General features: G+C 29.2%; 17 protein-coding genes. 7 read left to right on the top strand and 10 right to left on the bottom strand.

Features of this window, described 5'->3' with window-relative positions; genetic code table 11:
* Positions 1-30 precede the first annotated feature (30 nt).
* The gene (locus KPL54_RS18900) at positions 31-1,248 is read right to left on the bottom strand and encodes a sensor histidine kinase (protein WP_216108045.1); all 1,218 of its coding nucleotides are present in this window, start codon (positions 1,246-1,248) and stop codon (positions 31-33) included.
* Complete coding sequence (locus KPL54_RS18895) at positions 1,241-1,906, bottom strand: response regulator transcription factor (RefSeq protein ID WP_216108044.1); 666 nt, start codon at positions 1,904-1,906, stop codon at positions 1,241-1,243. Before KPL54_RS18895 ends, KPL54_RS18900 begins: the two co-directional genes overlap by 8 nt.
* A 416-nt stretch (positions 1,907-2,322) precedes the next feature.
* Between KPL54_RS18895 and KPL54_RS18890 the strand changes: the two genes are divergently transcribed.
* The 3 genes from KPL54_RS18890 (at position 2,323) to KPL54_RS18880 (ending at position 4,704) form a co-directional block, all read left to right on the top strand.
* Positions 2,323-3,546, top strand: a complete 1,224-nt coding sequence (locus KPL54_RS18890; protein ID WP_216108042.1) for a ParM/StbA family protein — start codon at positions 2,323-2,325, stop codon at positions 3,544-3,546.
* Positions 3,533-3,874, top strand: a complete 342-nt coding sequence (locus KPL54_RS18885; RefSeq protein ID WP_171298824.1) for a hypothetical protein — start codon at positions 3,533-3,535, stop codon at positions 3,872-3,874. The genes KPL54_RS18890 and KPL54_RS18885 overlap by 14 nt, the downstream gene beginning before the upstream one ends.
* A gap of 86 nt (positions 3,875-3,960) precedes the next feature.
* Positions 3,961-4,704 carry a Fic family protein gene (locus tag KPL54_RS18880; RefSeq protein ID WP_216108041.1) on the top strand — a complete coding sequence of 248 codons (744 nt, stop codon included), beginning with the start codon at positions 3,961-3,963 and terminating at the stop codon, positions 4,702-4,704.
* Between the two features lie 150 nt (positions 4,705-4,854).
* Here the strand turns inward: KPL54_RS18880 and KPL54_RS18875 are convergent, their stop codons facing one another.
* Both KPL54_RS18875 and KPL54_RS18870 read right to left on the bottom strand, forming a co-directional pair.
* The gene (locus KPL54_RS18875) at positions 4,855-5,226 is read right to left on the bottom strand and encodes a hypothetical protein (protein WP_216108040.1); all 372 of its coding nucleotides are present in this window, start codon (positions 5,224-5,226) and stop codon (positions 4,855-4,857) included.
* Positions 5,227-5,290: 64 nt separating this feature from the next.
* Complete coding sequence (locus KPL54_RS18870) at positions 5,291-5,974, bottom strand: hypothetical protein (protein WP_216108038.1); 684 nt, start codon at positions 5,972-5,974, stop codon at positions 5,291-5,293.
* Between the two features lie 798 nt (positions 5,975-6,772).
* On the opposite strand from KPL54_RS18870, the gene KPL54_RS18865 reads away from it, so the two are divergent.
* The gene (locus KPL54_RS18865) at positions 6,773-7,933 is read left to right on the top strand and encodes a replication initiation protein (RefSeq protein ID WP_216108037.1); all 1,161 of its coding nucleotides are present in this window, start codon (positions 6,773-6,775) and stop codon (positions 7,931-7,933) included.
* A 394-nt stretch (positions 7,934-8,327) separates the two neighbouring features.
* Here KPL54_RS18865 and KPL54_RS18860 read toward each other — a convergent pair whose 3' ends face one another.
* Positions 8,328-9,470: an acyl-CoA dehydrogenase family protein gene (locus tag KPL54_RS18860; RefSeq protein WP_216108036.1), complete on the bottom strand. Its 1,143-nt coding sequence runs from the start codon at positions 9,468-9,470 to the stop codon at positions 8,328-8,330.
* A 134-nt stretch (positions 9,471-9,604) separates the two neighbouring features.
* Here KPL54_RS18860 and KPL54_RS18855 point away from each other — a divergent pair, with 134 nt between their 5' ends.
* The gene (locus KPL54_RS18855) at positions 9,605-10,495 is read left to right on the top strand and encodes a LysR family transcriptional regulator (protein WP_216108035.1); all 891 of its coding nucleotides are present in this window, start codon (positions 9,605-9,607) and stop codon (positions 10,493-10,495) included.
* 939 nt (positions 10,496-11,434) lie between these two features.
* On the opposite strand, the gene KPL54_RS18850 is transcribed toward KPL54_RS18855, so the two are convergent.
* From KPL54_RS18850 to KPL54_RS18840, 3 genes are read right to left on the bottom strand one after another with little or no spacing between them, the layout of a single operon-like run.
* Positions 11,435-12,040 (bottom strand): methyltransferase family protein, encoded by a 606-nt coding sequence (locus tag KPL54_RS18850; protein WP_216108034.1) that lies wholly within the window; start codon positions 12,038-12,040, stop codon positions 11,435-11,437.
* Positions 12,041-12,056: 16 nt separating this feature from the next.
* The gene (locus tag KPL54_RS18845; protein ID WP_152753839.1) at positions 12,057-12,458 is read right to left on the bottom strand and encodes a DUF3021 family protein; all 402 of its coding nucleotides are present in this window, start codon (positions 12,456-12,458) and stop codon (positions 12,057-12,059) included.
* 24 nt (positions 12,459-12,482) lie between these two features.
* A complete protein-coding gene (locus KPL54_RS18840) occupies positions 12,483-12,920 on the bottom strand; it encodes a LytTR family DNA-binding domain-containing protein (RefSeq protein WP_216108033.1) in 438 nt (145 codons plus the stop codon).
* A 446-nt stretch (positions 12,921-13,366) separates the two neighbouring features.
* Here KPL54_RS18840 and KPL54_RS18835 point away from each other — a divergent pair, with 446 nt between their 5' ends.
* Positions 13,367-14,272, top strand: a complete 906-nt coding sequence (locus tag KPL54_RS18835) for a PhzF family phenazine biosynthesis protein (RefSeq protein ID WP_216108032.1) — start codon at positions 13,367-13,369, stop codon at positions 14,270-14,272.
* Positions 14,273-14,388: 116 nt separating this feature from the next.
* On the opposite strand, the gene KPL54_RS18830 is transcribed toward KPL54_RS18835, so the two are convergent.
* A complete protein-coding gene (locus KPL54_RS18830; RefSeq protein WP_216108031.1) occupies positions 14,389-14,673 on the bottom strand; it encodes a hypothetical protein in 285 nt (94 codons plus the stop codon).
* A gap of 151 nt (positions 14,674-14,824) precedes the next feature.
* Positions 14,825-15,157, bottom strand: coding sequence for a hypothetical protein (locus tag KPL54_RS18825; protein ID WP_216108030.1), 333 nt, complete (start codon positions 15,155-15,157; stop codon positions 14,825-14,827).
* 307 nt (positions 15,158-15,464) lie between these two features.
* Here KPL54_RS18825 and KPL54_RS18820 point away from each other — a divergent pair.
* The coding region (locus tag KPL54_RS18820) for a recombinase family protein (RefSeq protein ID WP_309245402.1) at positions 15,465-15,564 on the top strand (100 nt) is incomplete at its 3' end.

The raw sequence follows: 15,564 nt of genomic DNA, 5'->3' as shown, positions 1-15,564 counted from the left end.
AGTGACCGCTCGGTGACATTGCTTACACAACTAATTTATATAAAACTTAATTGTGAATGACGCTCCCCCTGTTTTTTTATTTTCTGCTCGAATTTCACCGTTTTGTTTCTTAACAATAGATTGAGCAAGAGCAAGTCCAATTCCTACACTGTCTTTGGCTGAATTTTCACCTTTGTAAAATCTAGTAAATAAGTGCGGTATATCCTTTTTCTTAAATCCTTCTCCATTATCTTCAATAATAATTTGTGTGCAAATAGGGTTTTGTTCATACACTATGGAAATTTTTCCTCCTCGCGGTGTATGTTCCACACAGTTTTTAACAATATTTAAGATGGCTTCATTGTTCCAATAAAAATCTCCCATAAAAACTACATCACTATTCTCTTGAATAAAAAGTTGTTGCTCTTTTTTTTCTATCATTAAGATTAATGGCTCAACACAGGTACATACCAATTCATAAACATTAATCGATTTATATTCTAATTTTAAGGTTCCTACATCTAGTTTAGAAAGTGTTAACAATGACGTAACCAGATGATTAAGACGGTATATCTGAGCTGAAATACGCTCAATATACAAAGCGTCATCTCCATTTATAGGACTGCCTTCTAATAACTCAATCATAAGTGACATTGACGTAAGTGGCGTTTTCATTTGGTGAGAAATATCTGCAAGGTAATTTGTTAATTTTTCTTTTTCTTTCCTTTCTTTTTCTCGATTTTCGCGAAGCAGCACAACTGTTTTATATAGTTCGTCCTCTAAAATAGAGAATTCGTCTTCTTTCTTGTGAGGATTTATTCTATAATTTCCTTCGTTGATAGCATAAAGATAATCTGCAAGATTATTGATACGTTTACGCTTTATATGATTTAACCCTACCAGAAATCCTCCAAAACAAAACAAGAGTAAAGTAATCAAAAACAAAATACCAACCGTAACTATATTAAAATTTTTACTCTTATAAGAACTATATAAAAATCCTTCACTATATCCATATTGCTCTAATATTTTTTTACCTTTATTAATTTCTGCTATATTATTAGTTTTTAGCGATGATATCAATACTTGTTCAATGTTAGGATCGGCCTTAACACCAAAGGCTATAATCTGTGCTGCTTTTTCATAAAAAATTTTCTCTGTCTGCTTAAAAATGAAATTTCCAAATATAATACAAAAAATTGTTATACATAAAAAACTAATAACCATACATACAGTAATTCTCTTTTTATTTATATACCCCTTAATCATCCAACCTATAACCTATTCCTCTCACTGTTTTAATAATTGTATTATTCGTAAGTTTTTGACGAAGACGCTTTATAGCTACTGATAATGTATTATCATTTACAAATTCCCCATCGATATCCCACAGTTTTTGAAGTAAAACCCCTCGCGTTAAAGTTCGGTTTTTATTTTCTAATAGTTGCCTAAATAGATTGTATTCACCAATTGTAAGTTCTATTTCGAGATTATTTTTATATACCTTTGTTTCTGATTTAATCATTTTAATATTTCCACACCATAGAATATCGTCGAGTATCTGTTGTTTTACAGTTCTGCGTAAAACAGCAAGTATACGAGAATGCAAAACACTTAATTTAAAAGGTTTGGTGATGTAATCATCCCCTCCAATATCTAGTCCTTTTATAATATCGCATTCATCATCCCTGATAGTTAGAAAAATAATAGGAATGTCTTTAATCCCTTTTACATAACGGCAAAAATCAAACCCTGAACCATCAGGTAAATTTAAATCTAATAATATTAGATCGATATCTGTTTTAAAAAGTTCTTTCCCTTTTTTTAAATTATCTGCATGAATAACCTTATAACTATTTCTAAGTAAAAATGTTTTTATACCTAAAGCAATTGTTTCATCATCTTCAATCAAAAAAATCTTAAGCATTCACTAACCTCCTTAACCTTTACATTTAACAATTACACTATTTTTCTTGTTGTCACGCAACAATCATTTATTGAAAATAATGTCTAAAAACATTATTTTTTTATGTAATCATTCACGTACATCTTGTTACTTCAAATATTTATATAGACAATTTTAAGTAGAATGAACCTGTGAATCTTATTAATATAGTATCGTTTTCCACCTAACCTGTCTATATAACATACTTAAATGTAAATTTTAGGGCCTGTGTTCCGTTTTTTTGTTCCGTTACTATACAGACCCATAAAGGACAAGCAACACTTAAATGACACTTGATATTTTAAAATATTGACTTTTTATATATTTATGGTAAAATAAAACTATAAGTGATTGCTAAGTGACACTAATAAAATAAGTTTAATCAAAAAGGAGAAAATATGAACATAAGAAGATTTAATGGGGATTTTGGGAATAGCACAAATAATTTTATGATTGATGGATATTATTTAGAAATACCAACCAATGTTGTTGAAATAAGTGAAACAAAAGCGAATGAATTATTTGTAAATCCAATTACACAATCTAACGAGTTATTAGAAAGATTAGTTATTTCAACTGAAATAGATGGTAAAGAAAGATATTATCTTGTTGGGGAAATGGCAGAAATGTCTAAATTAAGTAATGGTCATGTTGCTATTATGCATGATAAAATTAAGAGTAATATACCTTATTTGAGTTTTTTAAGTGCGGTATCATATTATGATGCTTTAAATTCAGACAATAACGACAATAAAATAGAAATTGATTATATGAGTACGATGCTTCCAATTTGGTTACTTAAAAGAGAAGATAAATTCAGTTATGCACAAAAACAAATGGAAGAAAGATTTATCGGAGAACATAGTGTAAAAATAATAACATTAGGAATGGAAAAAGAATTAAAAATTGTAGTTAAAAGGACTAAATGCAGAATTGAATCAGAGGTTGCAAGGCACGCTCTTAAGTATAAAATGTTAGCAAGTGAAGATGATAAGAATGTTTTAATAATAGAAAAAAGAAATAATGTTGAATTTGCGAATTTTCAAGTTGTTTTAGTTGATATTGGTGGAGGATCTACTGATGCTGTAAAACTTGCTAAGGGATTAAGTACACCTCAATCCAGGGCGTCATTCCAAGTAATAGATATAGCTCCTTTCTTAGGAGAGATAGAACAATTACGAAAAGAGAAGCTTTTAGAGTACTTTCATAATCTAAGAGCCTTGGAAAAGTTTATAGTTGAAAATTATAAACAAAAAAAATATATATTTAAAGATGAAAACACGGGCGAAAATTATGATTTTACAAGTAAAATTAATGAAGTATTACAAGAGTATTCTAATATATTTGCTACAAAGCTTTTAAATTCATTTATAAATGAAAGTGGAGAACCTATAAAGTTTATTTATTTTGGTGGAGAAGCCTCTATTTTAGAGCCTTTTATAAAACAATCTTTATTAGAACATATGAGTGAAGCGGTAGTAGAAAACAACCACTTTTTTTTGAATGAAATACTAGAAGATGACACAAAAGAAATATTCAAGCCATCACCAAGAACAATTAATCTTGCTGCACTTGAAATATTATCAATTAATGAAATGAGAAAAACAAATGAAGGTGAATGAAGAAAAAAGAGGCAGAATGGTTTTGAATGCTAAAGATATGCCTGATGATGTATATGAAATTTTAAATAAAAAAGCTTTTAAAAGAGCGTTAACCCCTTATATAGTGGAAATTATAAGGGATAATCAGAAATATAAACTTATTTTAGAAAAATTAGATGATATTGAGTCAAAAATTGATGACATAACTTTGAATGGTACAATAAAAAAAGAAAATGATATTAAAGTGGCAGCAACCGATGATAATCTAGCAGAAGGTATAATTGTTGAAAATATTAATGAAGTAATTAGTGAAATGGATGAGTCGGATATAATAGATGGTGATTTTTAATTGGGGTAGGGTATCAAAAATGATATTAATAAGAAATCTAAGAAGAGCCCTTTTTTTTAAATAACAAGAAAGATAGGTGAAGTATTATGAAGTTAGCTAAAACATTTTTGCTTGGGTTAAAAGAAGTACCAAACTCTTTCTACTATGCGTTAAGGATTGAATTTCTGTTTCATTCTAATAAATTAGAGGGTAGTACTTTTAATAGAGACGCATTAAATCAGTTGGCAGATAAAAATATAGTTTCTGGTATTCATACTTTAGATGATGTTATTGAAACTAGGAACTCTTTAGATGTTTTTGATTTTATAATTGAAACATTGGATGAACCATTATCCTTACAGTTAATTAGAGAATATCATCAATTATTAAAAAATGGCACATCTGATGATAAAAAGGGTTTTTCAGGCATCTTTAAAAAAATTCCTAATATGCTTAGTGGATTAGATGAAATAAAACTCGCAGAGCCACATGAAGTTGAACCTTTATTATTAGGTCTTATTGAGAGTTATAATACTAAAAAGGCTACAAGCATTAATTTACATGAATTGTCTTATTTTCATAGTAATTTTGAGAAAATACATCCATTCCAAGATGGTAATGGCAGAATAGGAAGGTTTCTTTTACTTAAACAATGTTTAGAAAATAATATTGATTTAATAGCTATTGATGAAAAATACAATAAAGAATATAGGGATGCTCTATATGAATCTCAATTAAACCAAAATTATGATAATCTTATTGAGATTTTTAAAAAATGTCAAAATTATATAAAATCTAAAGAAGATATTATCTTTTCAAGTAATGAATCATTAAAAAATTTAAAAAAATAATATTAAAGTACTCATCTGAGCTAAGATGGGTACTTCTTCTGTTTCACCAGATAGAAAAACTTTATATAAAGAGGCCATACAAACGATAAAAGTGGGCAAATTAAGCCTTTGATAATTGTATGTACAATAATTGAAAACAGCCCAGGAAAGTTATTTCCGATTTTTTATATTAGTTGAAATTCTGCCAATAGCAATAACTAAAAAAAATGTACCTGCACCAAGAAAAACAATAATAATAGAATAATTAATTGCATCTGAAATTTGAATTATTCTATTTAAAAACCTCATTGCAGAAACACCAAACAAAAATAAAATACCATAAAATTCTGGTCTCATTTTTGAAGTTTGATTAGTTTTAATTGCAATTATATAAATTTTAAGACAAAATAATGCAATGAGTATTACAAATATATTAGAAAATATATTCTCGTTCCCTGACCTTACAATAAATAGCATGAAGAAATTTAACAAAACAGTTAAAGTAGTAATTAAATATACTAAAAAGGTTTTTTTATCTTTCATTTTTTATAAACCTCCTTGTTTAATATTATGGTAATCTCCCCTCCACCCTCCAAAAAAAGTCCTCCTATTTTTTATATTTATCAATGTATTCAAGCAGGGCCATGGCCATTAGATCCTGCATTGTATATTGATTATTTTCCTTACTAAATTCTTTGAACTTGGCTATAACACTTGGATATACCTTGAATCCTCGTGTACTTGGATCTTCTTTTAACCATTTTTTATCAATCTTTATTTCAGGGATTTCAATATCAATTATATTTTCTTTTTTTCTTTGCTCCCTATACCAATTATTCATTTCCTCAAATTCATATTTCATTTCTTCAATAGATTTAATTCTCTTATCAAAGCTCTCTAAGTCCGTTTTACTTAATGATACAATAGTTTCACTTTGTGGTGAAACTATAATTTTACTCTTAAGTGACTCTAAAGTTTCACTATCGTTGTTTGGCTTATTTACTGTCCCCACATTAGTTTCACTATCAATAACTATAGTATCACTTTTATTGTTCGTAATAAATTCACTAGGTATATCATAAAGAAAAGTTGATTTATTATATTTTATATCTGTATCTTGTATAGTAACTGAAAAGTTTTTTCTGTTTATTCCAAACCCTCTTATAAGTTTATCTGTTGGGATTTTATCATCCTTAGATCTATTTCTATTTGCAATAGTATTTTTATTTATCTCTATTGCTATTTCTATAAGCTTGTCCATTGTTAATTCTAACTTCTTCGGTTGTCCCATATGTTTTCACTCCTATTATAGCAACCATAGTTTCACTATAGTTTCACTTTCTAATTTAAGATAAAAACTCATTAAATTCAATTATAACTTATTTTATATTAGTTATGTTTTAAATATAAAATTTATCTTAATTTAATTTTTAATTTTATGTGCAACCTATTTACGAATAAACAAGATATATAAGAATTATTGTCTATTTATAGCATATTTAGAAATAACAAACATTTTACTCTTGATGATCTCGTATTTTCTATCTAACAGTACTACTTTACCTAATAATATTAATTTGGTTAAAGCATCTCCTAAGGCGCTGCATTGACGCATTTAGAAGGAACATCGTAAAAATATAAACTAGGACTAATTCGTATATACTGAAAATTTTTCAATTTAAATATATGTTAAAGGCAACTCATTTACGAATAACTTAATTCTATATAAACATATTTATGTTTAAAGTAAAGGTATTTTATTAAAAAAACCTTTACATAAATTTACAACTGTAGTTAATAATTCAACTAATAATTTTATAACTACTATTGTTGTTTTAATTAGTTTTAAATAAACAACAAAGTTTTAATACTTTTACGCACCATTCAAACTGTTGATATGACTACGATTGAACATGCGAAAGGCAACCTATTTACGAACAAAGGCAACTTATTTACGAATAAATGCATTTGAAAGGCAACTTATTTACGAACAAAGGCAACCTATTTACGAATGTGCAACTCGATTTACTAAAAGTTGTTGACAACTCCATTGTTGAAATGTTATAGTTTGCTTGGGGATGATTGGAAGATGATAACAGATTTAACAAAAGCAAATAATAATTGGATATATCAAAGTAATAAATTAATTGAAGCATCGTATTCATTCACTGTATTGGAACAAAAATTGATTAGGTTGCTTGCAAGTATGATAACAAAAGATGATGTTGATTTAAAAGAATATCAATTCTCGGCAACCGATTTAAGTAATACCTTAAATATTCATAAAAGAAATATTTACAGGGAATTAGATAGTGTCACAGATAAATTAATGGCAAGGTTTATAAAAATGAAAAATGATGATACGCAGGAGTTTGATAAATTTCATTTAATAAAAACAGCAAAATTACGAAAAGGTATATTAACACTGAAAATTGATGAAGATATGAAAGATTTTTACTTGAAATTAAATTGGTATACAAAATATCAATTAAAAAATATAATGCAGTTTAAAAGTACTTATTCTTTTAGATTATATGAGTTATTAAAGCAGTATGAGGGTATAGGTAATAGATCAATTACTATTGATAATTTAAGAGTTGGATTAGATATTGAAAAAAAACAGTATCCAAAGTACTCAAACTTAAAGCAAAAGGTAATAAATGTTGCTCTAAATGAGATAAATACAAAGACTGATATAATATTTGATTACGAAGAAATCAAGACAGGTAGAAAAGTTACAAGTATTAAATTTAACATAAAGGCTAATAAAGCTAATAATATAGCAATAGAAGAGATTTGTGCCACTAAGGTAAGTAAATCCACCTACGACGCAAATAAGTGCTCTGTAGAGGATATAAAGACAGTTAAAAGCATATTTAAAGAAGATATAACAGTAGAACAAGCAAAATCTGTGTTAATTGCCGCTAAAGGTAATTTAAAAGTTATTAAAGAAAAATATGATCTACCAAGGAAAATAGATGTTGGGAACATAGTGGGATGGGTAATTGATGCAATTAAAGAAAAGTACAAAGCCCCTAAAGGTATGAGCAATGCAGGTGGTAGTTTCAATGACTACGAGCAAAGAAAGTATGATTTTGATAAACTGGAAAGTAGTTTATTAGGTAAATATGATGAGAGATTTTATGAAGAAAGTACTATGAGTGTGAAGTCAATGGTGGATGATGTTAGAAAAGCTATGAATGAAGAGACTTCAACGACATTTCAGAAGGAAAGTATCCCACTTCTATAAGTGGGAGGATACATGCCCTAACAAATAAAAAACTTCAGTGGGAATATAAATATCCTTCATGAAGTCGACATGCATGTAAAAATGAGCTACACCATGAACAACTTAAAATGCGCCCTGTCAAATAGACAGTGCGCATTTTAAGTTGCTCTAATTAGTTTATCTTCTTCATTTTTTTCTTTGCAATGGTTATAAATCCTTGTTTTTCAGTGTTTACACTTTTATTTACAAATTTGTTTACGACTTTATTTACAGTACTTGAAACATTTATATCAACACCACTTATGATATTTATCGAGGACTTAAAGGCATAATATATAACACTTTATTATATTGTATATTTTTATAAAAGACCTCATTTCTCCAGTAACTGCTCCAAAATATATGCTTATTTAAGTTATTTAACTCCCATCCATGATGAAATAACCATTTTTTGTACCTCGCTTGTTCCTTCATAGATTTCTGTGATTTTAGCATCTCGAAAAAAACGCTCAAAAGGAAAGTCACAAGAACATCCATCATATCCTGCTAGCTGAAGACAGCGACGGGTTACATTGGTAGCTGCTTCTGCCGCATATAATTTACCCATAGCCGCCAAATGAGAGAATGGCTCATGGTCTTGTTTCGCCTGTGCTGCACGGTATACAAGTAGACGTGCAGCGTCCACTTTTGTTTGCATATCTGCAAGCTCCCATTGTGCATATTGGAACTGAGAAATTCGCTCTCCAGATTGTGTATGTTCTTTTACATAATTTACAGAATGGTCAATTGCAGTTTGTGCTATTCCAAGAGCCTGTGCTGCGACACCAATTCGTCCACCATCCAATGTAGCCAAAGCTATTTTAAATCCTTTTCCTGATTCTCCTAGCTGGTTTTCTTTTGGAATTTTGCAATCCTGAAAAATCAGCTCATATGTGGCGGAACCACAGATTCCCATTTTCTTTTCCTTTGTACCAAAGCTAAATCCGGGAGTTCCCTTTTCTACGATAAATGCTGAAATTCCTCTATGCCCATGGCTCTTGTCTGTCATTGCTGTCACAAAGTAGGTATCAGCATAAAAACCATTTGTAATAAAGATTTTTGTTCCATTCAACAGCCAATAATCGCCTTTATCAACAGCTGTTGTCTGTTGATTTCCTACATCACTTCCTGCCATAGGTTCTGTCACTGCAAATGCTCCCAATTTTTCACCTTTAAGAAGTGGAGTTAAAAATTTCTTTTTTTGTTCTTCTGTACCATATTTAAATATTGGCCAGCTACCCAGCGAATGATGATCGGACAACATTACAGAAGTAGTAGCACAATGTTTTGCCAATTCTTCAATAACTGCTATATAATTAAGATATGAATGTCCGGCCCCGCCGTATTCTTTTGGATAACAAATTCCCATCATCCCCATATTCGCTAGTTTTTGTCTGCTTTCTGCTGGAAACCTCTCCTCTTTGTCTAGTTCTGCAGCCAAGGGCGCAACTTCTTTCACTCCAAAGTCATGAATTATATCAATTACCTTTTGCTCGTCTTCTTGAAATTTAAAATTCATTTATATTTCCTCCTTTTTTTGTTTACCTTGTCTTTCTTTTTCCTTTGTTTTACAATAACATAATCAAATACATTTAAAAATTGAATTAATTCGAATTAAAGATTCGAATTTTTGAATATAAGGGGATTGATATAATGAATACAAACTATTTGATTACATTGAAAACAATTTTAGAAGCTGGAAGTTTTCAAAAGGGTGCACTCAAACTAAATTATACACAATCGACTATCACTTATCAGGTTAAACAACTTGAGCAAGAACTATCAATAAAACTGTTTGAAAAAATTGGGAGAAAAATGGTATTAACCCAGGCTGGTAATAATATATTGCCTTATATCGAAACTATTCTGCAAGCGTCAGAACAGATCAATAATTACGGTAAAAGTATTTCTGAAATGAATGGAACTCTGAGAGTGGTGGTACCTGATTCATTGCTAATCTATTTGTTGCAACCAGTCATACAAGTTTTTCGGCAGAAAGCACCTAATGTACAGCTTATTATTAATGCAATGAATTGTATCGACATACGGGAACAGTTAATAGGGGGTAGTACTGATATTGGAATTCACTGCGATGTTGGTGGGTATCCTGATACAATTGCGTTAAAAGAATTGTGTGCATTTAGGGTATGCATGGTTGCACCACATTTTGTTGATCCTAAAGAACTTGATTTTATTACTCCACATCAGCGAAAAAACTTGAATATGATTAGCAGTGAACCCCATAGTTCCTATCAAAAATTAATCACGGATTATCTAACCGAAAAGGATATTATCTTAAATCAGACCATGGAAATGTGGAGTATTGATGCTGTAAAAAAGAGCGTAATTAACAATTTAGGAATTTCGTATCTTCCTATTTTTGCAGTAGAAGAAGAATTGAAAAGTGGTGCTCTTATTCAGGTAAAGACTGGACTTGATGATAGCTTATTCTCCTCTTTTTGCTCTTATCACAAAAACAAATGGATAAGTCCGCCAATGGAATTATTCTTACAGCTAGTGCAAAAATTCTTAGGAAAAGCATAGATGTAAGAAATATTTTCACTTTTCACTATTTTTTCGAAAAACAGCAAAAAGCGCTGAGATATAATTACTTCCTGTAGATTTAATTAAAACTTTTTTCTTAGTGTATATTTGAATTTATTGTTTTATCTAATATATTATAAATAGCCGACATTTTCATATGTCGGCAAAAGTAAACCTATATTAACTTAAATATGTATTTACTTTATTAGTGTGCCCGGCATGGGTGTAATCTAACGGGTGAAAGTCCCGAGTGCGGGTTGATAGTGCCAAGCACATAGTTGAACACCAAGGGTGTCCTAGGCGACGATGAATCTGAAAGAAGGTGTAGAAAACTACATATAAGGCATTGTATATTGGGTGAAATTGCTAAACAAATTGAAGCCCAAAACTATTCAGGAATATACTAATACCAATTAAAGACCCCTCACTATGTCCTAAAATAGTAACATTAGAAAAGCGTTTATCATTATGCAACATTCCAAGAAAAAATATAATTAATAGATACTTTAAATAATGGTAGGTTGCCTGAAATGCTTCGTAATTTTTTCACTTAAATGTCTTGAAGAGCAGCAGATGGAAGTTGATCTATTGAGGGACATTACTGAATTAAAAGTGCCTGTCTATTTTTGTACGGGACGCAGAGATTATAACGTACCTTTTGAACTTGTTATTGAGTATTTAGAAAAACTACGTGCTCCGCATAAAAAGATTATTTGGCAGTACAAATAAACCCTTGTTATTCAGTGTTTACACTTTTGTTTACAAATTAGTTTACAGTATTTGAAACATTTATAGCAACAGCAATTATGATATTTATAGAGAAGTTAAAGGCATACCATATAACATTATATGGTATGACTTTAATCCTATTATTGACTAAAATTTAATACAAACTATTATGGGCTAAAATATTATTGTGTACTGTATAACGTTTATTGGTCACCAAATAAATGGAATAATTTTGCTGGTATTATCTTTGTACTCCTTATAGGTTTCTTTAAAGTTTTTTTCTAATAGTGTTTCTTCAATTTTAATTCGATATCCATAGATTACAAAAATAATAATTAATGTTCCTAGAATCCCTTCAAAGCTTCTAAAGGATAGTGCAATGCCAATTAAGGATAATATACTTCCACTATAGGATGGATGTCTTAGATATTTATATGGTCCAGTTTGAATTATTTTTTGCGTTGAATTAACCTGTACAGATAATGTGAAAAAGTTACGTAGAATCCACACAGAATATGATCTCAACAAAACTCCGGTGACAATAAAGAAAATTCCTATCCAGAAAAACAAGATTGGAATTACAAAAGGTAAATGCTTTCTACAAATAAGATTTAAAAATATTATGGATACAGAACCAGTTATAAGTAAGAAGTAAGAACCTTTGTCTCCATTTTGTTTCTCGCCTGATTGGTTTCTACTGATTAAAGAAGTAAAAACCCAAATAATCATTTCTGAAATCAAGTAAAAAATGAATACCACTTGAAAAGTTTCCTTAATAGTTAATAATTCAAAATACGTATTTCCAAACAAATACATATATATTGCCTCCTTATTATTTTTCTTGTAATTTCTTATTTATATCTTTTGCATCATTTGTACTATTTATATATAAGCTTAAACAAGCTATTGCATAGGCCAGAGCAATTGTTAAAAATATTTCTATTGCTGAAGATAACGAAATAATGTTAATAACCTTCATTGGTATTCCAATAGAAAAAGTAACACTTATAATTATCAACAATTCAAAAACCATGTGTGTAATAGGGGACTTAACATGAATATTTTCCATAAAATACAAAACTGATTGTATTACTAAAATTAAAAATATCAAACTAGCCTCTGATTTTACACCAAGAGTTAATTGATGGTTTATAAAATGTATAATAATTACTATAATTATTGTTACAGTAAAGGCAACACATCCACTGCTGAAATATTGATTTATTCTTTTCATAGCTTCCTCCAATTTTGTTATAATCTATATTCCTAAAATTCGTTTAATTTCCTGTACATAGCTACGATTAATAATTAGTTTCTCTCTATTTGATAAGGTTGCAAGCAACCTGCCATTAATTTGACCTTTTACTTTTTCTAATTTTGCAATATTCATGATGCATGACTTATTTATTCGAGTAAATTTTGTACCTAATAACTTTATTTCTAATTCATACAATTTCATATCACTTTGATATACTTCTTTTTCGCAATAAATATAGATTTTATTATCAACAGCTTCAAAATAATAGATATCGTCGGAAAAAATACGTGTATACTCATTTTCTATTTTGCCATTTATAGTTATTTGTTCCTTAGATATCGCAGATGCTAAATGATCCACATAGCTAGTTCTTTGTTTACATAATATTTTTACCTCGATATCTTCCATTAAAGGATCTTCAATTATTATTATTCTCATAATTTACCTCCTTTCAAAAAAAGCATATCACAGGTATGAGATGATAACAATCGATACACCCTTATGCTGCATATTGCACCTTGTAAGTTACTTTTTGAAAAATTTAAGCATAAAAAGCAAAAGTAATAGTCAATTTGAAATTACCCCTGTAGTAGCATAGAAGCCATAATAAGACCAATAGATAAGGTGAATCTATTGGTCTTATTTTCATTTAGAAAAGATATCATATTTTAATAGCTAAAAGAAAGATTTGATCTAGTGCCTACACAATATTTAGTAGTTTAAATAAAAAAGGATTATTTTATTTTTGATCGAATTTATATAAGTAATAGAACCTGGGATTTCTTCAAAGGTCTAGTTAAAAAAATATTAGGAGCATTACCTTTAGTAGAAATTACAGAAAAAATTAAATACAATAATTAAGTAAAAAGGAAGGATAGATTTTAGTGGATGAGATAAAAAAATTTTGCGTTATAAATAGTTTTACATATAATGGACAAGGTGGAAATGCTGCCGCTGTATTTAGTAATCAAGGTAAATTAGAAGATTCTATTATGCAAAATATTGCGCGTCAACTTAATTTAGTTGAAACTGTGTATATAACTGAAAGTGATGAAGAGGGAATAGATTTTGATATTAGATATTATACTCCAGAAAGTGAAGTCGGAATTGCAGGTCACCCCACGGTTGCTGCATTTATTGCACTTGCGAAAGAAGGAGCACTAGGTGAAATAATAAAAGATAAGTATTTAATCAAGACAAAGGACGGAATAAAAGAAGTTAGTATTGAAGAAAGGAATAATGATATTGTTGTTAAATTAAAGCAACAAGTTGTTGAATTTGGACCAATTATTCAAGAAAAATGCAAAATAGCTGAAATTTTAGGAATTGATAATGAGGATATAATGAACGATTTACCAATACAATGTATAAATACTGGATTAGGTCATTTAGTTGTACCAATTAAATCTTTAGAGGGATTAATGAGGGTTAAAAGAAAAATAAATCAATTAAAAAATCTATGTAATCTTGTTGGCGTAAGAGAGGTGCAAGTGTTTTGTTTTGAAACTAAAGATGACACATTTGATATTCATACAAGAAATATATGCCCGAGAGAGGGAATTGAAGATGCCGCATGTGGTATTGGTAATGCAGCAGTAGGTGCATATTTGTTGAACAATTATTATTCAGATAGAAAAATGATATCAATAAAAGCTGAGCAAGGATACATAGTAAAGGTTCCATGTGCAATTGATATATATGCTTATAGAGAAAGAAATGATATTGTAGTACAAATTGGAGGAACAGGTAAAGTAATAATACAAGGTGATTTTATTATAAGCAACATATAAAAAGTAATATCATTAGATATGGGGTTACTTTCTCTAATTAGTTTATCTTCTTCACTTTTTTTCTCTGAAATGGATATAAACCCTTGCTTTTAAGTGTTTACACTTTTGTTTACAAATTAGTGTACAGTACTTGAAACATTTATAGCAACATCATTTATTTTTTCAATTCTAATTATCATTGTTTTACTTTGATCTTTTTTAAAGATTTGTTTTACTTCCATCCATTCGTCATCCACATTTATAACTTTACAATCTACTGGACCTTTTGAAATAATCGAAAGTGTACATCTTTTACCCTCAAGTGCTTTAAGTATTTTAGACATCTTGGTTTCCACATTTATTGATGTATTGATTTTCTTGACATCTGCTTTTAGCTTCTTAAATTTGTCGCTTAAACCCATATTGGAAATCGTTATTAGGGGTACAGCAACGACTAATGTAAAAATAACCTCCTAGAAAATAGCATTAAAAAAGGGCTATTGCCCTTAGTCGATTGTGGCACATTAAAAGAATATTTTGTAATAATATACTTGTTGTACATTAAAAAGCATGTTACCATATCCATCTATGTTTTTCAACTAAATATTTTTTTGAAATAGATGTGCCTATTACTAATATTAATGCAGGAATAGAATATAAAATACCAATGTAACTTCTATCAATTATATTTAGCAACAGCATTACTCCAATTAAAACCATTATTAAACCATTAAATAGATATAGGACTCTATTAAAATAGATAAACTTTTCCTTATTCTTAATCTCACTTTCAGTTAATTTTCCAATTATTATTTTTTTAGGATTACATATTGCACAAGCAAACATGAAAATCCCAAATAAAAATGTAACAATAGCCCACCCCATTATTATAATTTCTTTATTCATATTTATCTCTCCTACTCACAAATTATCTACAAACTTTACTTGACAATAAAATACAATTGTGACGCAACTTGCGTATATATTATACCATTTAATACGTTAGTGTAAAATATATAGATATGTATATATGATATTCGATTACTTGCTAGTGTCTCAAAAACCTATAGTTAAATGATACTCTGAAAAAGGCAGATAATATTCTCTATAAACCCACTCAACTGGTTGCAAAAGTGTATCATACGGTTTCGTAGGTTTTATGATACACTTAGTAATAACTTAAACACCAAATAATTTGTGGGGTGTTGTAAGCGTGAATAGCGTATATGCTTATATTAGGGTTAGCACCAAAGAGCAAAATACAGATCGTCAACATGAAGCCTTGAAAGAGTATGCTACTTCAAATAAGCTAA

This window comes from Clostridium estertheticum (assembly GCF_018861295.1).
GTDB lineage: Bacteria > Bacillota > Clostridia > Clostridiales > Clostridiaceae > Clostridium_AD > Clostridium_AD estertheticum_D.
The sequence above is the reverse complement of the archived record's forward strand: the minus strand, read 5'-3'. Positions and strand labels throughout refer to the sequence as shown.